The organism is Myroides odoratimimus (assembly GCF_030326305.1).
Taxonomy (GTDB): domain Bacteria; phylum Bacteroidota; class Bacteroidia; order Flavobacteriales; family Flavobacteriaceae; genus Flavobacterium; species Flavobacterium odoratimimum_A.
Genome location: NZ_JACAKB010000016.1, coordinates 15,262 through 29,545, shown reverse-complemented (window position 1 = coordinate 29,545; position 14,284 = coordinate 15,262). Strand labels below are relative to the sequence as shown.

Genomic DNA, 14,284 nt, shown 5'->3' with positions numbered 1-14,284 from the left:
TACTATGATATTTGTCATTTTTGTTAAACTATAAACTATTCTATATTATGAAGAAATATAACGCTTTTTGGCTTTCGTTTATTGTCACTATACTAGTAACGATTAGTGGTTATAGTCAAGAAAAAGCAGCACATTTATTAAACAATGAAAGCTTTAAAAAAGCTATTGAGAACACAGAAGTTCAGTTAGTTGATGTTAGAACAGATAAGGAGTTTAGCGAGGGAACAATAGAATATGCAAAGAACATCAATGTATTAGAAGATAGTTTTATTGATAAGACAAAAGAATTGTCTAAAGATGAACCTGTTTATATTTTCTGTAAATCAGGAAAGAGAAGTGAGAAAGCTAGAAATATTCTTTTAGAACAAGGTTTTAAAACAGTGTATGAACTAGATGGAGGATATGCTAAATGGCAAGAAGGTAATAATAAGTAGTCTTTCTTTCTAGTAATTGGTGATGAATGGATTAAGAGGTTAATTGGTTTAGAACTAACTAGAGGTATAAAGAACGATAAGATAGAATGTGAGGCTATACTTAAACATATTTATCAATAATTTAAGAACCATCATTGCTATTATGCGCTTATAATTACTATTTTTGGTAAAAAGAAGGAAATTATGGGATTTATTAAAACACTTATTATTATTGTTCTGATATACTATGCATTCAAAATAGCAATGCGTTATTTGTTTCCTGTATTAATATACAAGGCTGCAAAAAAAGCAGAACAGAATTTTCAACAAAGACAACAACAGTACAATCCATATAACAACAATCAAGAAACAGAAACGTATACTGATACTACAACTCAGCATAATAAGGTACCACGTTCAACAAAAGTTGTTGGAGAGTATATAGATTTCGAAGAAGTTGATTCGAAGTAATTAAAGAATACAATCTAAGGCCCTCAAGAGCAATGCTTCTTGAGGGCTTTTTTGTATATATAATAAATCTGTAGGCTTCTCTTTAAAGCCATCTGAAATTTACTTATTTTAGCATACTTAAATAGTAGTATAAATGTCATCAGAAACAACGAATACGTTTAAAAGAATTTATCCACATCTATTAGTGGTTTTAGGTTTTATAGTAGTAGCACTACTTTATTTCTCTCCTGTTTTATCTAATAAGGTAATTTACCAATCCGATATTGTACAATATACTGGAATGGCAAAAGAGCAAATTGACTTTAGAGAACAAGTTAAAGAAGAGCCTTATTGGACAAACAGTGCTTTTGGAGGTATGCCTACCTATCAATTAGGAGCTAAGTTTCCACACAACTATGTAAAAGATTTAGATAGTTTAATTCGCTTTCTGCCTAGACCTGCTGATTATTTATTTATCTATTTTATTGGATTCTATATTCTATTGGCTTCTTTAGGAATGAAACCTTTGAGATCATTCATAGGAGCGCTAGCCTTTGGTTTCTCTAGTTATCTGATTATTATTTTAGGAGTAGGGCATAATGCTAAAGCTCATGCTATCGCTTATATGCCAATGGTGTTAGCAGGAGTTCTTTTAGTGTTTAGAAAGCATTATATAAAAGGGGGATTACTAACTTTATTTGCAGCAGCTTTAGAAATTAGTGCAAACCACTTCCAGATGACCTACTACTTGCTATTATTACTTATTGTAGTGGGAGTATTTTATATGGTCAAATATATAAGAGAAAAAGATTATAAAGCGATTGGTACATCAATAGCTGTATTAGTAGGAGCCGCTATTCTGAGTATAGGCGCGAATGCTACTAACCTGATGGCTACTTCAGAATATACTAAGTTTAGTACTCGTAGTAATAGTGAGCTAACGTATCAACCTGATGGTTCTGTAAAAGAATCTTCTAATGCGATGAGCTATGATTATATCACAGAGTATAGCTATGGTATTTTTGAAAGTTTAAACTTGATAGTACCTCGTTTGACTGGAGGAGCGAATAATGAGCATTTAGATACGGATTCTAATGTATATAAATTGTTTAAGTCAGTTGGAGCTAATGATCAACAAGCAAAAGAAATGGCAAGTAGTTCGCCTACCTATTGGGGAGATCAACCTATTGTCGCTGCGCCTGCTTACATTGGTGCTGTTGTATTCTTTTTGTTCTTGATCGGTATCTTTGCTGAGAAGAGAAATATCAAATATGTATTCATAATAGGAGCAGTCTTTTCTTTATTGTTATCATGGGGGAAGAACTTCTCTATTCTAACAGATTTCTTTATTAATTATTTCCCATTGTATAATAAGTTTAGAGCAGTGTCTTCTATTCAAGTAATACTTGAATTATGTGTACCTGCCTTAGCTATTATTGGATTATATGCTTATAGTAAGTTGGAAAAACAAGAGCAATTATCTGTTCTAAAGAAATCAGGTATTGTAGCTGGATCTATCTTAGTATTGCTGTTTTTAGTAAAAGGATCTTTAAGTTTTACAGGCTTAAATGACGGTTATTACAGAGGAGCTTATGGTGAGATAGGACCAGGATTTATCAGTGCTTTAATAGAAGATAGAAAAGCAATGTATACCGCTGATCTTATCAGAAGTTTTATATTAATTGCTTTAGCTGCAGGAGCTTTGTTCTTGTCAACTAAAGAAAAGATAAAACCAGTTATTGCAGTAATTATTATTGGTGTACTGATGGTAGGTGACTTAGTGTTGGTAGATCGTAAATATGTTAATGACTCAAACTTTGTACTAGCATCTCAAATGTCTCAACCTTTCCAAGCAACACCTGCTGATAAAGTGATATTAAATGATACAGAGCATTTTAGAGTATATGAGTTAAATGGAGGCTTTAATAGTGCGAGAAGTTCATTCTTCCACCATTCTTTAGGTGGATATCATGCAGCGAAACCTCGCAGAATGCAAGAGTTAGCAGATTATCAATTGAATCAACATTCTAATATGGAAGTGTTGAATATGATGAATGTGAAGTATATTATTCAGAAAGATGAAGAGGGACGTGATGTTCCACTATTAAATGATAATGCGAATGGAAATGCGTGGTTTGTATCTAGTGTTCAAAAGGTGCAAGATGCAAATGGTGAAATGAAAGCATTGGATAAGTTGAAAACAAAAGAACAGGCTGTATTGAATACAACGATGTTCAAAGATGTTCAACTAAAAGATACGTATGCTGTGGATTCTTTAGCTCGTATTGAGTTAAAAAGTTACGTTCCTAATAAGATGGTTTATGAGTCAAATAACAGCGCTGATGGAGTAGCAGTATTCTCTGAAATCTATTATCCACAAGGTTGGATTGCTAAAGTAGATAATGTAGAAGTACCCATTTTTGCGGTTGATTATGTATTAAGAGGAATAGAGTTATCAAAAGGGAAACACACTATTGAGTTTACTTTTGAACCACAAGTAATCAAAACAGGTAGTAGAATAGCTCTAGGATCGAGTATTCTTATTTTCTTAATTACAGTAGGAGGAGCATATCTATTAGTTAAGAAGAAGGAGTAGGTTTGCAGTTTACGGTTGAAAGCCTTGTTCTATGGCTATAATGTACTTAGAAGACGAGATAAACTAACAATAGATAAAGTAGACTAACGACTTTACACCTTCACGATTTCACAGAAAAACGATTTCACAAAAAAACAAAATGTAGTATGAGTATGCCTAAGAAAAAAGTTTTAATCATAAGTTATTATTGGCCTCCAGCAGGAGGACCAGGAGTACAACGTTGGTTAAAGTTCGTCAAATACTTGCCTAGCTTTGATATAGAGCCTATAGTGTATATACCAGAGAATCCGAGTTATCCATTGCTAGATTCTAGTAATGATCAGGAGGTAAGCCCTGAAATAACGATTCTTAGGAAGCCTATTAGTGAGCCTTATAGCAAGGCTAAATTAGTAAGTGGGAAGAAAACAGATACTTTAAGTGCAGGTATTATTCCAGATAAAAAGAAACAATCATTTACAGATAAATTATTGCTTTGGGTTAGAGGTAATTTCTTTATTCCTGATGCTAGAGTAAGTTGGGTGAAACCTTCAGTAGCTTATTTATCTAAGTACTTAAAGGAAAATAAGGATATAGAGACCGTTATTACAACAGGTCCTCCTCATAGTATGCATTTGATAGGAATGGCTCTTAAAGAGCAGTTAAACATCCAATGGATAGCTGACTTTAGAGATCCGTGGACAACTATTGGCTATCATAAAGAGTTAAAGCTAAATCAGTCTAGTGCAACTAAGCATTTGGAGTTGGAGAAAGAGGTTTTAAATAAAGCAGATCAGATTATTGTCACTAGTAAAACAACTAAAGAGGAGTTCCGAGCTAAAACGGATAAGCCTATTACTGTGATTATGAATGGTTATGATATTACGAATCTTGGAAAAGTACCTCTAGATGAGAAATTTACTTTAGCACATATTGGTTCGTTTTTATCTGATAGAAATCCTAGGGTTTTATGGAAAGCTATCTCAGAGTTAAGAAAAGAGAATAAGGCATTTAAAGAAGTATTTCAGCTAAAATTAGTTGGGAAGGTAAGTAATCAGATTCTAGATACCATTAAAGAGTTTAAACTAGAGGACTGCGTTGTTAATCATGGTTATGTAGATAATGTTGAAGCATTGAGACAGATGCGTGCTTCACAAGTACTGTTGTTAGTTGAAATAGATTCAGAAGACACTAAGGCGATTATTCCTGGTAAGTTATTTGAGTATATGGCATCAGAACGTCCAATATTAGGAATAGGACCTGAGGATTCTGATTTTTTCGATATCATAAAGGAAACGAATACAGGGAAAGTGGTGTTGTATTCTGAGAAAGATAGGGTCAGAGATATTCTATTAGAATACTTTGAGCAGTATCAACAGAATCAATTAAAAGTATTCGCTATGGGACTGCAGTATTTCAGTAGAAAGAGATTGACTGAGAAACTAGCCAAATTAATTAAGAATTGAAAAATAGGAATGATTAGCCTTCGGCATGAGGGATTTATATCATAGAATATTATAATAATAAAAAAGGTAATCTTGAACTTCGAGGTTACCTTTTTTATTGCACTTTGTTAACGAAAGAGGAAATACACAAAATTTATAAAGAACCCGAGCTCAATTGATAATTTATATTGTTCTAAAAAACATCTTTGTATAATCATGTTTTCAAGTCTTTTTAATTGACCTAAGCTGAAACAATTAAAAAAGGCTGTGTCATTATTTGATACAGCCTTTTAGTTATGAGGTATATAGTCGTAATTCGTAATTATCTAATGTATTACTTAAGTTTATCTTTTAAGTATTTTCCAGTCAGGGAAGCTTTGTTTTTTACAACTTCTTCAGGTGTGCCAAAAGCAACTAATTGCCCTCCATTTTCTCCTCCTTCAGGTCCAATATCTATAATATAATCAGCACATTTAATTAAATCAAGGTTGTGCTCAATTACAATAATAGAATGTCCTTTTTCAATTAAAGCTTCAAATGATTTCAATAGTTTTTGAATATCGTGGAAGTGTAATCCTGTCGTTGGTTCATCAAAAACAAATAATACCTTATCTCTTGTTGTACCAGCTAATAAGAAAGAAGCAAGTTTGATTCGCTGTGCTTCTCCTCCTGATAGGGTAGAAGAAGACTGTCCTAACTGTACATAACCAAGTCCTACATCGTGTAGAGGTTGTAGTTTTTGTGCAATTTTAGTTTGTTTATGTTGCTGGAAGAACATTAAGGCATCGTCTATCGTCATGGTCAGTAAATCATCGATATTTTTCCCTTCAAAATTGACTTCTAGTATTTCTTTTTTAAAGCGTTTACCATGACAAGTTTCACATTCTAGGTGAACGTCTGCCATAAACTGCATTTCTACTGTAACAGTTCCTTCTCCTTTACAAGTTTCACATCTACCACCATCTACGTTAAATGAGAAATGCTTAGGTTGGTAGCCTCTTAGCTTTGACAATTGTTGTTTAGAGTATAAATCTCTAATATCATCATAGGCTTTGATATAGGTTACAGGGTTAGATCTAGAACTTCTTCCGATCGGATTCTGATCTACATATTCTATTGATTTAATACCACCAAATTCCCCTTTCATCTCTGTAAACTGACCAGGTTTATCACTAAGTCCAGTTAGTTTTTTCTGTAGTGCAGGGAATAATATCTTTTTGACTAATGTACTTTTACCACTACCAGATACTCCTGTGATTACTGTTAGACAGTCTAGTGGAAATGTAACGTCTATATTTTTTAGATTGTTTTCTCTAGCGCCTACTATTTCGATAAAGTGCTTGTACCCTCTACGTTTTTTAGGAACAGCAATTTCAAGGGCACCACTAAGGTATTTCCCTGTTAGAGAGTTTGCTTTTAAAATAGTGTCATAATCACCTTGAGCTACTAGTTGCCCTCCATAGCTACCAGCTTCAGGACCGATGTCTATAATCTGATCAGCTGATTTCATTATATCTTCATCGTGTTCTACCACGATAACTGTATTCCCTAGTTGTTTAAGGTTATTCAATACATCGATTAACTTCTCTGTATCCTTAGGGTGTAATCCTATACTAGGTTCGTCTAAGATATACATAGACCCTACTAAACTACTTCCTAATGAAGTGGCTAAGTTAATACGCTGAGATTCTCCTCCCGACAGTGTAGCAGAATTTCTATTTAATGTTAGGTAGTCAAGCCCTACATTACTTAGAAAGCCAAGTCTGTTGTTGATTTCGATTAATAAACGTTGTGCTACTTTTGCTTCGTATTCATTCAGTTTTAAATCTTTAAAGAAGGTAATCAAATGTTTGATCGGTAGGTCTACCAGCTCACTTACTGTTTTATTACCTACTTTTACATAACTCGCTTCTTTACGCAGTCTCTTTCCTTTACAAGTAGGACATTTTGTTTTTCCTCTATAACGAGATAAAAGGACGCGGTTCTGAATTTTATAGTTTTTCTCTTCTAATTCTCTAAAGAAATCATTTAATCCTGTGAATAATGAGTTTCCTTCCCATACTAATGCCTTTTGTTCTTCTGTTAGCTCAAAATAAGGTTTGTGAATTGGGAAGTCAAATTTATAAGCATTGTTAACCAATTGATCTCTATACCAGCCCATTGATTCTCCTCTCCAAGGGAAAACAGCATTCTCATATATAGAAAGTCCTGTATTAGGAATAACTAGTTCCTCATCAATACCAATAATATTACCATATCCATCACAAGATGGACAAGCTCCATAAGGATTATTAAAGCTAAACAAATGAACATTAGGCTCAAGGAATACTTCTCCATCTAGGGCAAAGTTATTACTGAACTCTTTGCGCTTCTTATCTTTAAGATCTACGATATAACAATATCCTTTTCCTTCGAAGAAAGCTGTTTCTACAGAGTCTCCTAGACGGTTAAAGAAATCCTCATCATCACTTACTACGATACGGTCTACAACTAGATAAACCTGAGTGGCATCTACTTGGTTAATGATATCTTCTGTATTATCACTAATGTATTGGTCTAAACGCAAAGTCTCTCCATGCACTAATATTCTAGCATATCCCTGCTGAAGTAGTACATTAAGATGCTCATAAAGCTCTCTGTCTTCTCCTAAATCAATAGGAGCAAGCAATAATAATTTGGCTCCAATAGCCAAGCTCTTAACATAGTCTAATACATCACTTACAGTATCCTTCTTTACTTCTTCTCCTGAGATAGGAGAAAATGTCTTTCCGATACGTGCGTAAAGTAATTTGATATAGTCATATATCTCAGTAGAGGTACCTACTGTAGAACGAGCATTGCTAGTATTTACTTTTTGTTCAATCGCAATCGCAGGAGCAATCCCTTTTATGTATTCTACTTTAGGTTTGTTAATACGCCCTAAGAATTGTCTAGCATAAGAAGATAAGCTCTCTACATAGCGTCTTTGTCCTTCTGCATATAGGGTGTCAAAAGCTAAACTGGACTTACCAGAACCAGATAATCCTGTTATAACAACAAGATTATTACGAGGGATGACAACGTCTAAATCTTTTAGATTGTGTAGCTGAGCGCCCTTGATGATAATATTCTTTTTGGGATCTATATTGGAGAAATCTATTTTTTTCATGTAGCCTATAAAGGTTTAATAAACAAAGATAATGCTTTCTTTAATTCCTCTAAAACTCTACAAGGTATAATCTTGTGCAAAAAGCTGAATCTGCTATAATATTTCGCATTGCCATCTGGTATACAGAGTGGGATAGAAGAACGATTCGATGTCGCAATATAGAAAGAATGAAATAATGGATGTAGTAGAAAGTCAAAAAATGGAGTAAATAGGAGTAAAAGAGAGGGTATTGTTTAGAGATAAAGTCAGTCATGGCCTGATGTTACATCTGTTTTAGTTCTGTGGTTACTCTATTTTATTTTCGAGTTGTTCCCCAAAAGTCGCTTCTAGGGCATCTCTCGGAAACAAGACAGAAGCTAGATTACAATCAGATAGGAATAAGAATGAAATAATATGAATGAGCAAAAGGAAGTTAGTTCTCCAAAAATATACAGGTTATGTCGTTAGATATAATTGTGTTTTTTACATCTATTTTTGCCTAATATTGTGATTATTTCATTTAGACAAATTTAAGATATGTGAATTTTATTGTTTTCCGGCTAAATGATGAGATATGATAACGTTTGTTGATTGAGGTTCTAAAAAAAACTTTTATTTTTTATTTATTTTAACAAATATAATTTTATATATTTGTCTCGTTAAACGATAAAAATCAAAGCCTATAATACAAAATTACTTTATAAAAATCTATTTACAGTTTTAAAAAAGAAATTTGGTATGGTATATATAAATATGCCTGATGCAGCCCTTGTAACATTATATATTGCAGGTGGTGAAGAGGCGTTAGAGGTTTTGATCAAAAGACACCAGTCTAAGATCTATGGTTTTATCTTTTCTAAGGTATCCGATGCTGAGTTAGCAAATGACATTTTCCAAGATACATTCATAAAAGTAATTAATACCCTTAAATCGGGTAGATATAATGAAGAAGGTAAGTTTCTACCTTGGGTTATCCGTATTGCTCATAATTTAGTAATGGATCACTACCGAAGAGAGAAGCGTGTACAGTTTCAGTATGATTCTGAGGAGTTGCCTATTTTCTCTTTTCTAAAAGATGATTCTAATACAATAGAAGGAGATATTATCCAACAGCAGATAGAGTCAGATCTACATTTATTGTTAAAAGAGCTACCAGAAGATCAACGTCAAGTGATCACGATGCGTATGTATCAAGATTTGAGTTTCAAGGAGATAGCTGAATTAACGGATGTAAGTATTAATACTGCTCTAGGGAGAATGCGATATGCATTGCTTAATTTAAGAAAATTAATTGACGAAAAAAATATTATTTTGACAGAGATATAATATGTGAAGTGTTTTGTCGTTAGTATTGTATAAACAACAAAACGCGCCACATATGAAGAAAAATTACACAACGAAAACTAGTTCATTTAGTTTACCCAAAGAAGAGACCATTAAATTCCTTTTGAATTACTCTAAAGGATTGAGCCTAGTTAGGCTAAACGGGTTAATCAATAATCTATCGCTTTACTCGAAAGAGAATTAAAAAAAGAGGTTAAGTCATTTTACTTAACCTCTTTTTTTACCTTGTGATGATCTTAGATTACTGCTCGATACCTCTATATTATCTTACACTGATGTGCTAGGATTAGCAGTATTATTTCTTTTCTTTCTTCTTATAGTATTCATTGATTACAGTCTTTCTACCTATCACACTTGTTATAATATCTATTTCTAGATTCCAACCACGTGCAGGAGAGTACTGTCTACCATACCATACTAGTTGTAAGTGTAGTAGGTTCCATTTGTCCTCTGGGAATAAGCGTTTAGCATCTCTTTCAGTCTGTTCTACACTTTTTCCATTAGAGAAATTCCAACGATACATTAATCTATGAATATGGGTATCTACTGGGAAAGCAGGTACTCCAAATGCTTGAGACATAACAACACTAGCTGTCTTATGACCTACGGCAGGTAGTTCTTCTAATGCAGCCATATCTTGAGGGACTTCTCCATTATATTTATCAATTAAGATATGTGATAACCCATAAATACCTTTAGATTTCATAGGAGATAACCCACAAGGTCTGATGATATCTTGTATTTCTTCTACTGTCATTTTGATCATATCATACGGATTATCAGCCTTAGCAAATAGTAGTGGGGTAATCTTATTTACGCGTTCATCTGTACACTGTGCAGATAGAAGTACAGCGATCAGAAGGGTATAAGGGTCTTTATGGTCTAATGGAATAGGAACTTCTGGATAAAGAGCGTCCAATGTTTCCATAGCAAATTTTACTTTTTCACTCTTAGTCATAGTCTTTCTGTTTTTTATTTAGGGCGAATATACTTAAAAAAATAAAGAGACTCTCGTAATCATAATAGAGTTTCTTTATTTAAGAATAGGAAGGAGAGACATGGTATGGTGTTAGGCTAACAGAGGTTTGATGCTCTATATAGAGGTTGATGTACTTAACTTAAAAGAAGATGGAAAATTCTTATTTTCTTTTATTCTTGTTAAAGGGAGAAAATTATCGGATAATAACTGATATATTTATCCTTGCAAAATAAAATTAAGAAATGAAGAGATTAAGTATTTCCATAGCGATGTGTTTATTGATGAGTTTTGGTTCTTTCGCTCAAGAGAAAGAGTTTAAACTTTTAATAGATACTTTTGTAAAGGATTACAATACCAATGATTACGATGATATTTACAGCCACTTTGCACCATCTTTAAAAGAAGAGTTGCCTAGTGCTAAGGCTAAGTTATTCTTTGTAGAGATGAAAGAAAAACTTGGTAATATTAAGAATATGGAGTTCTATGGTTTAGATAATAATCAGTTAGCATTGTTTAAAACGGAGTTTGAGAATAATGATGTTGCATTACTTAATCTAGCGATGAATGATACAGGGGAGGTAGTTGGATTTAGATTATTAGATATGCCTAAGCCTGTGGATGATTCATTCAAGAAGTTTAGTATAGAAGAAATTATCGCAAATGAAACGACTAATCTTCCTGATAAAGGACAGTATGCCATCGCTATTATCGATAATGATAAGGTAGAATACCACGGTTTTAAGAAAGTAGGAGATGGGGTGAAAATAGAGAACAATACAAATAGTAAGTTTTCTATGGCTAATCTAATGACGATATTTACTTCTACTGTATTAGCTGATGCTGTACTAGAGCAAGGTATAGATATGACTACTGATGTAAATAAGTATTATGACTTTAGTTTTAATAAGAATATTAAACTTCCCTTTATCGCTTTGGCTAATCATTCTTCCTTAGTGCCTATGTTGCCTGAGATAAAGTCTGATGATCCAAAGGTAGAGGATGATTATTTGACTAATCTAACTAGTGCTCAATTAGAAGATTATTTACAACATAATCTAGAGACAGATACGATAAGTGCAGAGAAGAGACAGAGCTTTTCTTTTCTTGGATACGCTATACTAGGTAATACCTTGAGTAAGGTGTATAATAAACCTTTTGATAAATTAGTTGAAGAGAAAGTATTTGCTAGGTATGGTATGAATCACTCTACCGTGTATATGTCTAAGAAGAAACGCGAAGTTGTAAAAGGAATTAATGTAAACCTTAAGGAAGTATATCCTATCAAAGTAGGTGCTTTATTACCTTCTAGTGGTGGGATCTCAACAGCAGCTGATTTGACGAAGTTCATTCAAGCGCAGTTTAATAGTGAAGATAAGGTACTACAGCTGACACAGAAGCCTACTCTTATTGTAAGTCCTAATTACTGGGTTAGTTTAGGGTGGAAGATAGGCTATCCTTTTGGTTCTGGAGAGCCTCTTTACTTCACAAGAGGTATAGATGCAGGATATTCTAACTATGTGGCTTTTGACCCTGTTAGAAAGAAAGGTCTAATAGTTCTTTCTAATAGCTCTTCTGAAGGAGCTCTTAATGGACTAGATTCTTTAAGTTATAAATTAGTCGTTAAGCTTTTTGAAGACAAATAATACTAAAAACTCCTACTAAGGAGTTTTTTATTTTTAAAAGACAGCGAATCGGTTAGGGGAGTATAAGGCTGATACTTAGTTTTTTATTCTATAGCTATGATCTGAAGTAAGAGCTTTACTGAAAAAACTTTCAATTATTTTATCTCGAAAGTTTGGAGGTTTGGATATTTGTGCTACATTTGCACTCGCAATACGGAAGTAATGCAGACCACTGGAGAAATGGCAGAGTGGTCGAATGCGGCGGTCTTGAAAACCGTTGACTGTAACAGGTCCGGGGGTTCGAATCCCTCTTTCTCCGCTGATTTATAAAAGATAACTTTTCAAAAGTTATTAAAAAAGCACAAAACCTATGATTCACAACGAGTTATAGGTTTTTTCTTTTTTAGGGATATCCCATTTTTTAAAAAAGTGCACCCAAAAATACACTTGATTCGGTGCACAGAAAAATATTTTAGTGATGCGCACCTTCAAACTTAGTGAACCCTTACGCCAAATGGCGCCAGAGAGTTTTAAACTGTGATTTTGGAACGTTTTAATTCGACATTTATTAATATTTAAAAACAGTTGAATTATGTTAGAAAAACAGTTATCAATTAATTTCTTTCTTAAACCCAATAGAGAGAAAAGTGATTTAAGAGGTGTTTATCTTAGAATCACAGTAGATGGTATTCGCAAAGAGACTTCTTTAAGTCATAAATGGGATATCAACAGATGGAACCAAAAAGCAGGTCGTGCCAATGGCACTAAAGAAGATGCTAAAACGCTAAACTACCTCTTAGATACAATCGTATCAAAGATTACTAAGTACAAATTAGAGCTCTTAAGCAATGAAGAGCCTATTACTGCTTCTGTACTTATGGATTATATCAAAGGCAAAGGAACAAGTAAAGTCAAAGTTTTAGAAGAGTTTCAAAAGCACAATGATGAAGTTTTTAAGCTTGTCCCTAAAGAGTACGCAATTGGAACACATGAAAGATACGTAACAGCAAGATCACATGTAGCTGAATATATCCGTTATGTATGTGGTAAAGACGACATAGAGTTTAGAGAACTCAATTATGAGTTTGTAATTGGCTATGAACACTATTTAAAGACCGTTAGAGCGTGTTCTAATAACACAGCTATTAAGTATATCTCAAACTTTAAGAAGATTGTTCTAAGAGCTGTTGCTAAGGGGATTATTGCTTCTAATCCATTTGTACAATACAAACCTAAAAAGACTAAGCTCAATAAGAAACCACTAAGCAAACAAGAGCTATCTATTTTAGAAAACAAAGAGTTTATTAACGAGCGACTAGCAACTGTAAGAGATGTCTTTGTTTTTCAGTGTTATACTGGTCTTGCTTATATCGATGTGTTTCAGCTAAAGAAAAGCGATATTACTAAAGATGAAGAGGGCAATCTATGGATAAGAACCAACAGACAAAAGACAGATGCTAATATTACCATTCCATTACTTCCAAAAGCTATTGAGATAATGGAAAAGTATAAAGATCATCCTGATTGCACTTATAAAGATATAGTACTTCCCGTTCGCTCTAATCAAAAAATGAATGAGTATTTAAAAGAGATCGCCTCACTGTGCGAGATAAGTGAGCTAAATACACATAAGGCAAGAAGAACTTTTGGAAGTACTGTAACTCTTGGCAATGGCGTACCTATTCACGTAGTAAAAGAAATGTTAGGTCATCACTCTGTTAAACAGACTGAGGAATACGCTCTAACAGAAGAAGAGTCTATCAAAACAGAAATGCAGATATTAAAAGATAAGCTTGAAGGAAAAGCAAATAAACAAAGTGATAATTACACAGATTTATTAGAGAGTTTAAAAAAGCTAGATCCTGATAAATTAACCCAACTAACTAATTTTATTAATCAGCTAAATGGATAATAAAAACTCCCTTAAATTCTCTACACTTTCTAACAATTCAACTGTTGTATCTGCAAGTAAGGAATTTAAGGGAGTCAATTTTCAACCTATTTAATAAGTAGAAGTTAACCTCTACTTATTAAATAGGTTCTCTATCTCTTTTCTGTTGTAGTAATACGAGCCTAGTATTTTTCGATACTGCAATTTACCACTGATTCGAAGAGTTTGTAGTGAAGCTGGCGAGATACTTAGTAATTGCCTTGCTACTTTAGCTTTTACCCATTCGGGTGAACACTCTTTGCTTTGTTTAGCTAATAATTCTTTTAGCTCTCCAATGATTGTTTGAGCAAACAATCTTAAATCTTCTTTTGTGATTTGACTTTCCATGATAGTTCTCTTTAAGGTTAAACAACTAAACTACAATCAAAACAGATGACACTC

Annotated in this window: 10 protein-coding genes and 1 tRNA gene; 8 read left to right on the top strand and 3 right to left on the bottom strand. The window is 33.4% G+C overall.

Translation table 11 applies throughout. From position 1 onward, the window contains the following. The first annotated feature begins 47 nt into the window (after positions 1–47). The 4 genes from HX049_RS11890 to HX049_RS11875 all read left to right on the top strand — a co-directional run bounded on the left by HX049_RS11890 (position 48) and on the right by HX049_RS11875 (position 4,901). A complete protein-coding gene (locus HX049_RS11890; RefSeq protein WP_286416030.1) occupies positions 48–434 on the top strand; it encodes a rhodanese-like domain-containing protein in 387 nt (128 codons plus the stop codon). 183 nt (positions 435–617) lie between these two features. Continuing rightward, a complete protein-coding gene (locus tag HX049_RS11885) occupies positions 618–884 on the top strand; it encodes a DUF4834 family protein (protein ID WP_286416029.1) in 267 nt (88 codons plus the stop codon). A 133-nt stretch (positions 885–1,017) separates the two neighbouring features. Continuing rightward, positions 1,018–3,459, top strand: coding sequence for a YfhO family protein (locus HX049_RS11880; RefSeq protein WP_286416028.1), 2,442 nt, complete (start codon positions 1,018–1,020; stop codon positions 3,457–3,459). 146 nt (positions 3,460–3,605) lie between these two features. Further along, positions 3,606–4,901: a glycosyltransferase family 4 protein gene (locus HX049_RS11875; RefSeq protein WP_286416027.1), complete on the top strand. Its 1,296-nt coding sequence runs from the start codon at positions 3,606–3,608 to the stop codon at positions 4,899–4,901. Between the two features lie 313 nt (positions 4,902–5,214). Here the strand turns inward: HX049_RS11875 and uvrA are convergent, their stop codons facing one another. Further along, on the bottom strand, positions 5,215–8,028 hold the full coding sequence (gene uvrA / locus HX049_RS11870) for an excinuclease ABC subunit UvrA (RefSeq protein WP_286416026.1): 2,814 nt from the start codon (positions 8,026–8,028) through the stop codon (positions 5,215–5,217). A gap of 717 nt (positions 8,029–8,745) precedes the next feature. Here uvrA and HX049_RS11865 point away from each other — a divergent pair. Then, complete coding sequence (locus tag HX049_RS11865) at positions 8,746–9,333, top strand: sigma-70 family RNA polymerase sigma factor (protein ID WP_041891253.1); 588 nt, start codon at positions 8,746–8,748, stop codon at positions 9,331–9,333. A gap of 313 nt (positions 9,334–9,646) precedes the next feature. Here HX049_RS11865 and HX049_RS11860 read toward each other — a convergent pair whose 3' ends face one another. Next, positions 9,647–10,309 (bottom strand): endonuclease III domain-containing protein, encoded by a 663-nt coding sequence (locus HX049_RS11860; RefSeq protein WP_286416023.1) that lies wholly within the window; start codon positions 10,307–10,309, stop codon positions 9,647–9,649. Between the two features lie 263 nt (positions 10,310–10,572). Between HX049_RS11860 and HX049_RS11855 the strand changes: the two genes are divergently transcribed. The 3 genes from HX049_RS11855 (at position 10,573) to HX049_RS11845 (ending at position 13,864) form a co-directional block, all read left to right on the top strand. Next, positions 10,573–11,973, top strand: coding sequence for a serine hydrolase (locus HX049_RS11855; protein ID WP_286416021.1), 1,401 nt, complete (start codon positions 10,573–10,575; stop codon positions 11,971–11,973). A gap of 213 nt (positions 11,974–12,186) precedes the next feature. Further along, positions 12,187–12,271 (top strand) — tRNA-Ser (locus HX049_RS11850). 273 nt (positions 12,272–12,544) lie between these two features. Beyond that, positions 12,545–13,864 (top strand): site-specific integrase, encoded by a 1,320-nt coding sequence (locus HX049_RS11845; RefSeq protein ID WP_286416019.1) that lies wholly within the window; start codon positions 12,545–12,547, stop codon positions 13,862–13,864. Between the two features lie 111 nt (positions 13,865–13,975). Here HX049_RS11845 and HX049_RS11840 read toward each other — a convergent pair whose 3' ends face one another. Beyond that, positions 13,976–14,230, bottom strand: a complete 255-nt coding sequence (locus HX049_RS11840) for a DNA-binding protein (RefSeq protein ID WP_286416018.1) — start codon at positions 14,228–14,230, stop codon at positions 13,976–13,978. Between the last annotated feature and the right edge of the window lie 54 nt (positions 14,231–14,284).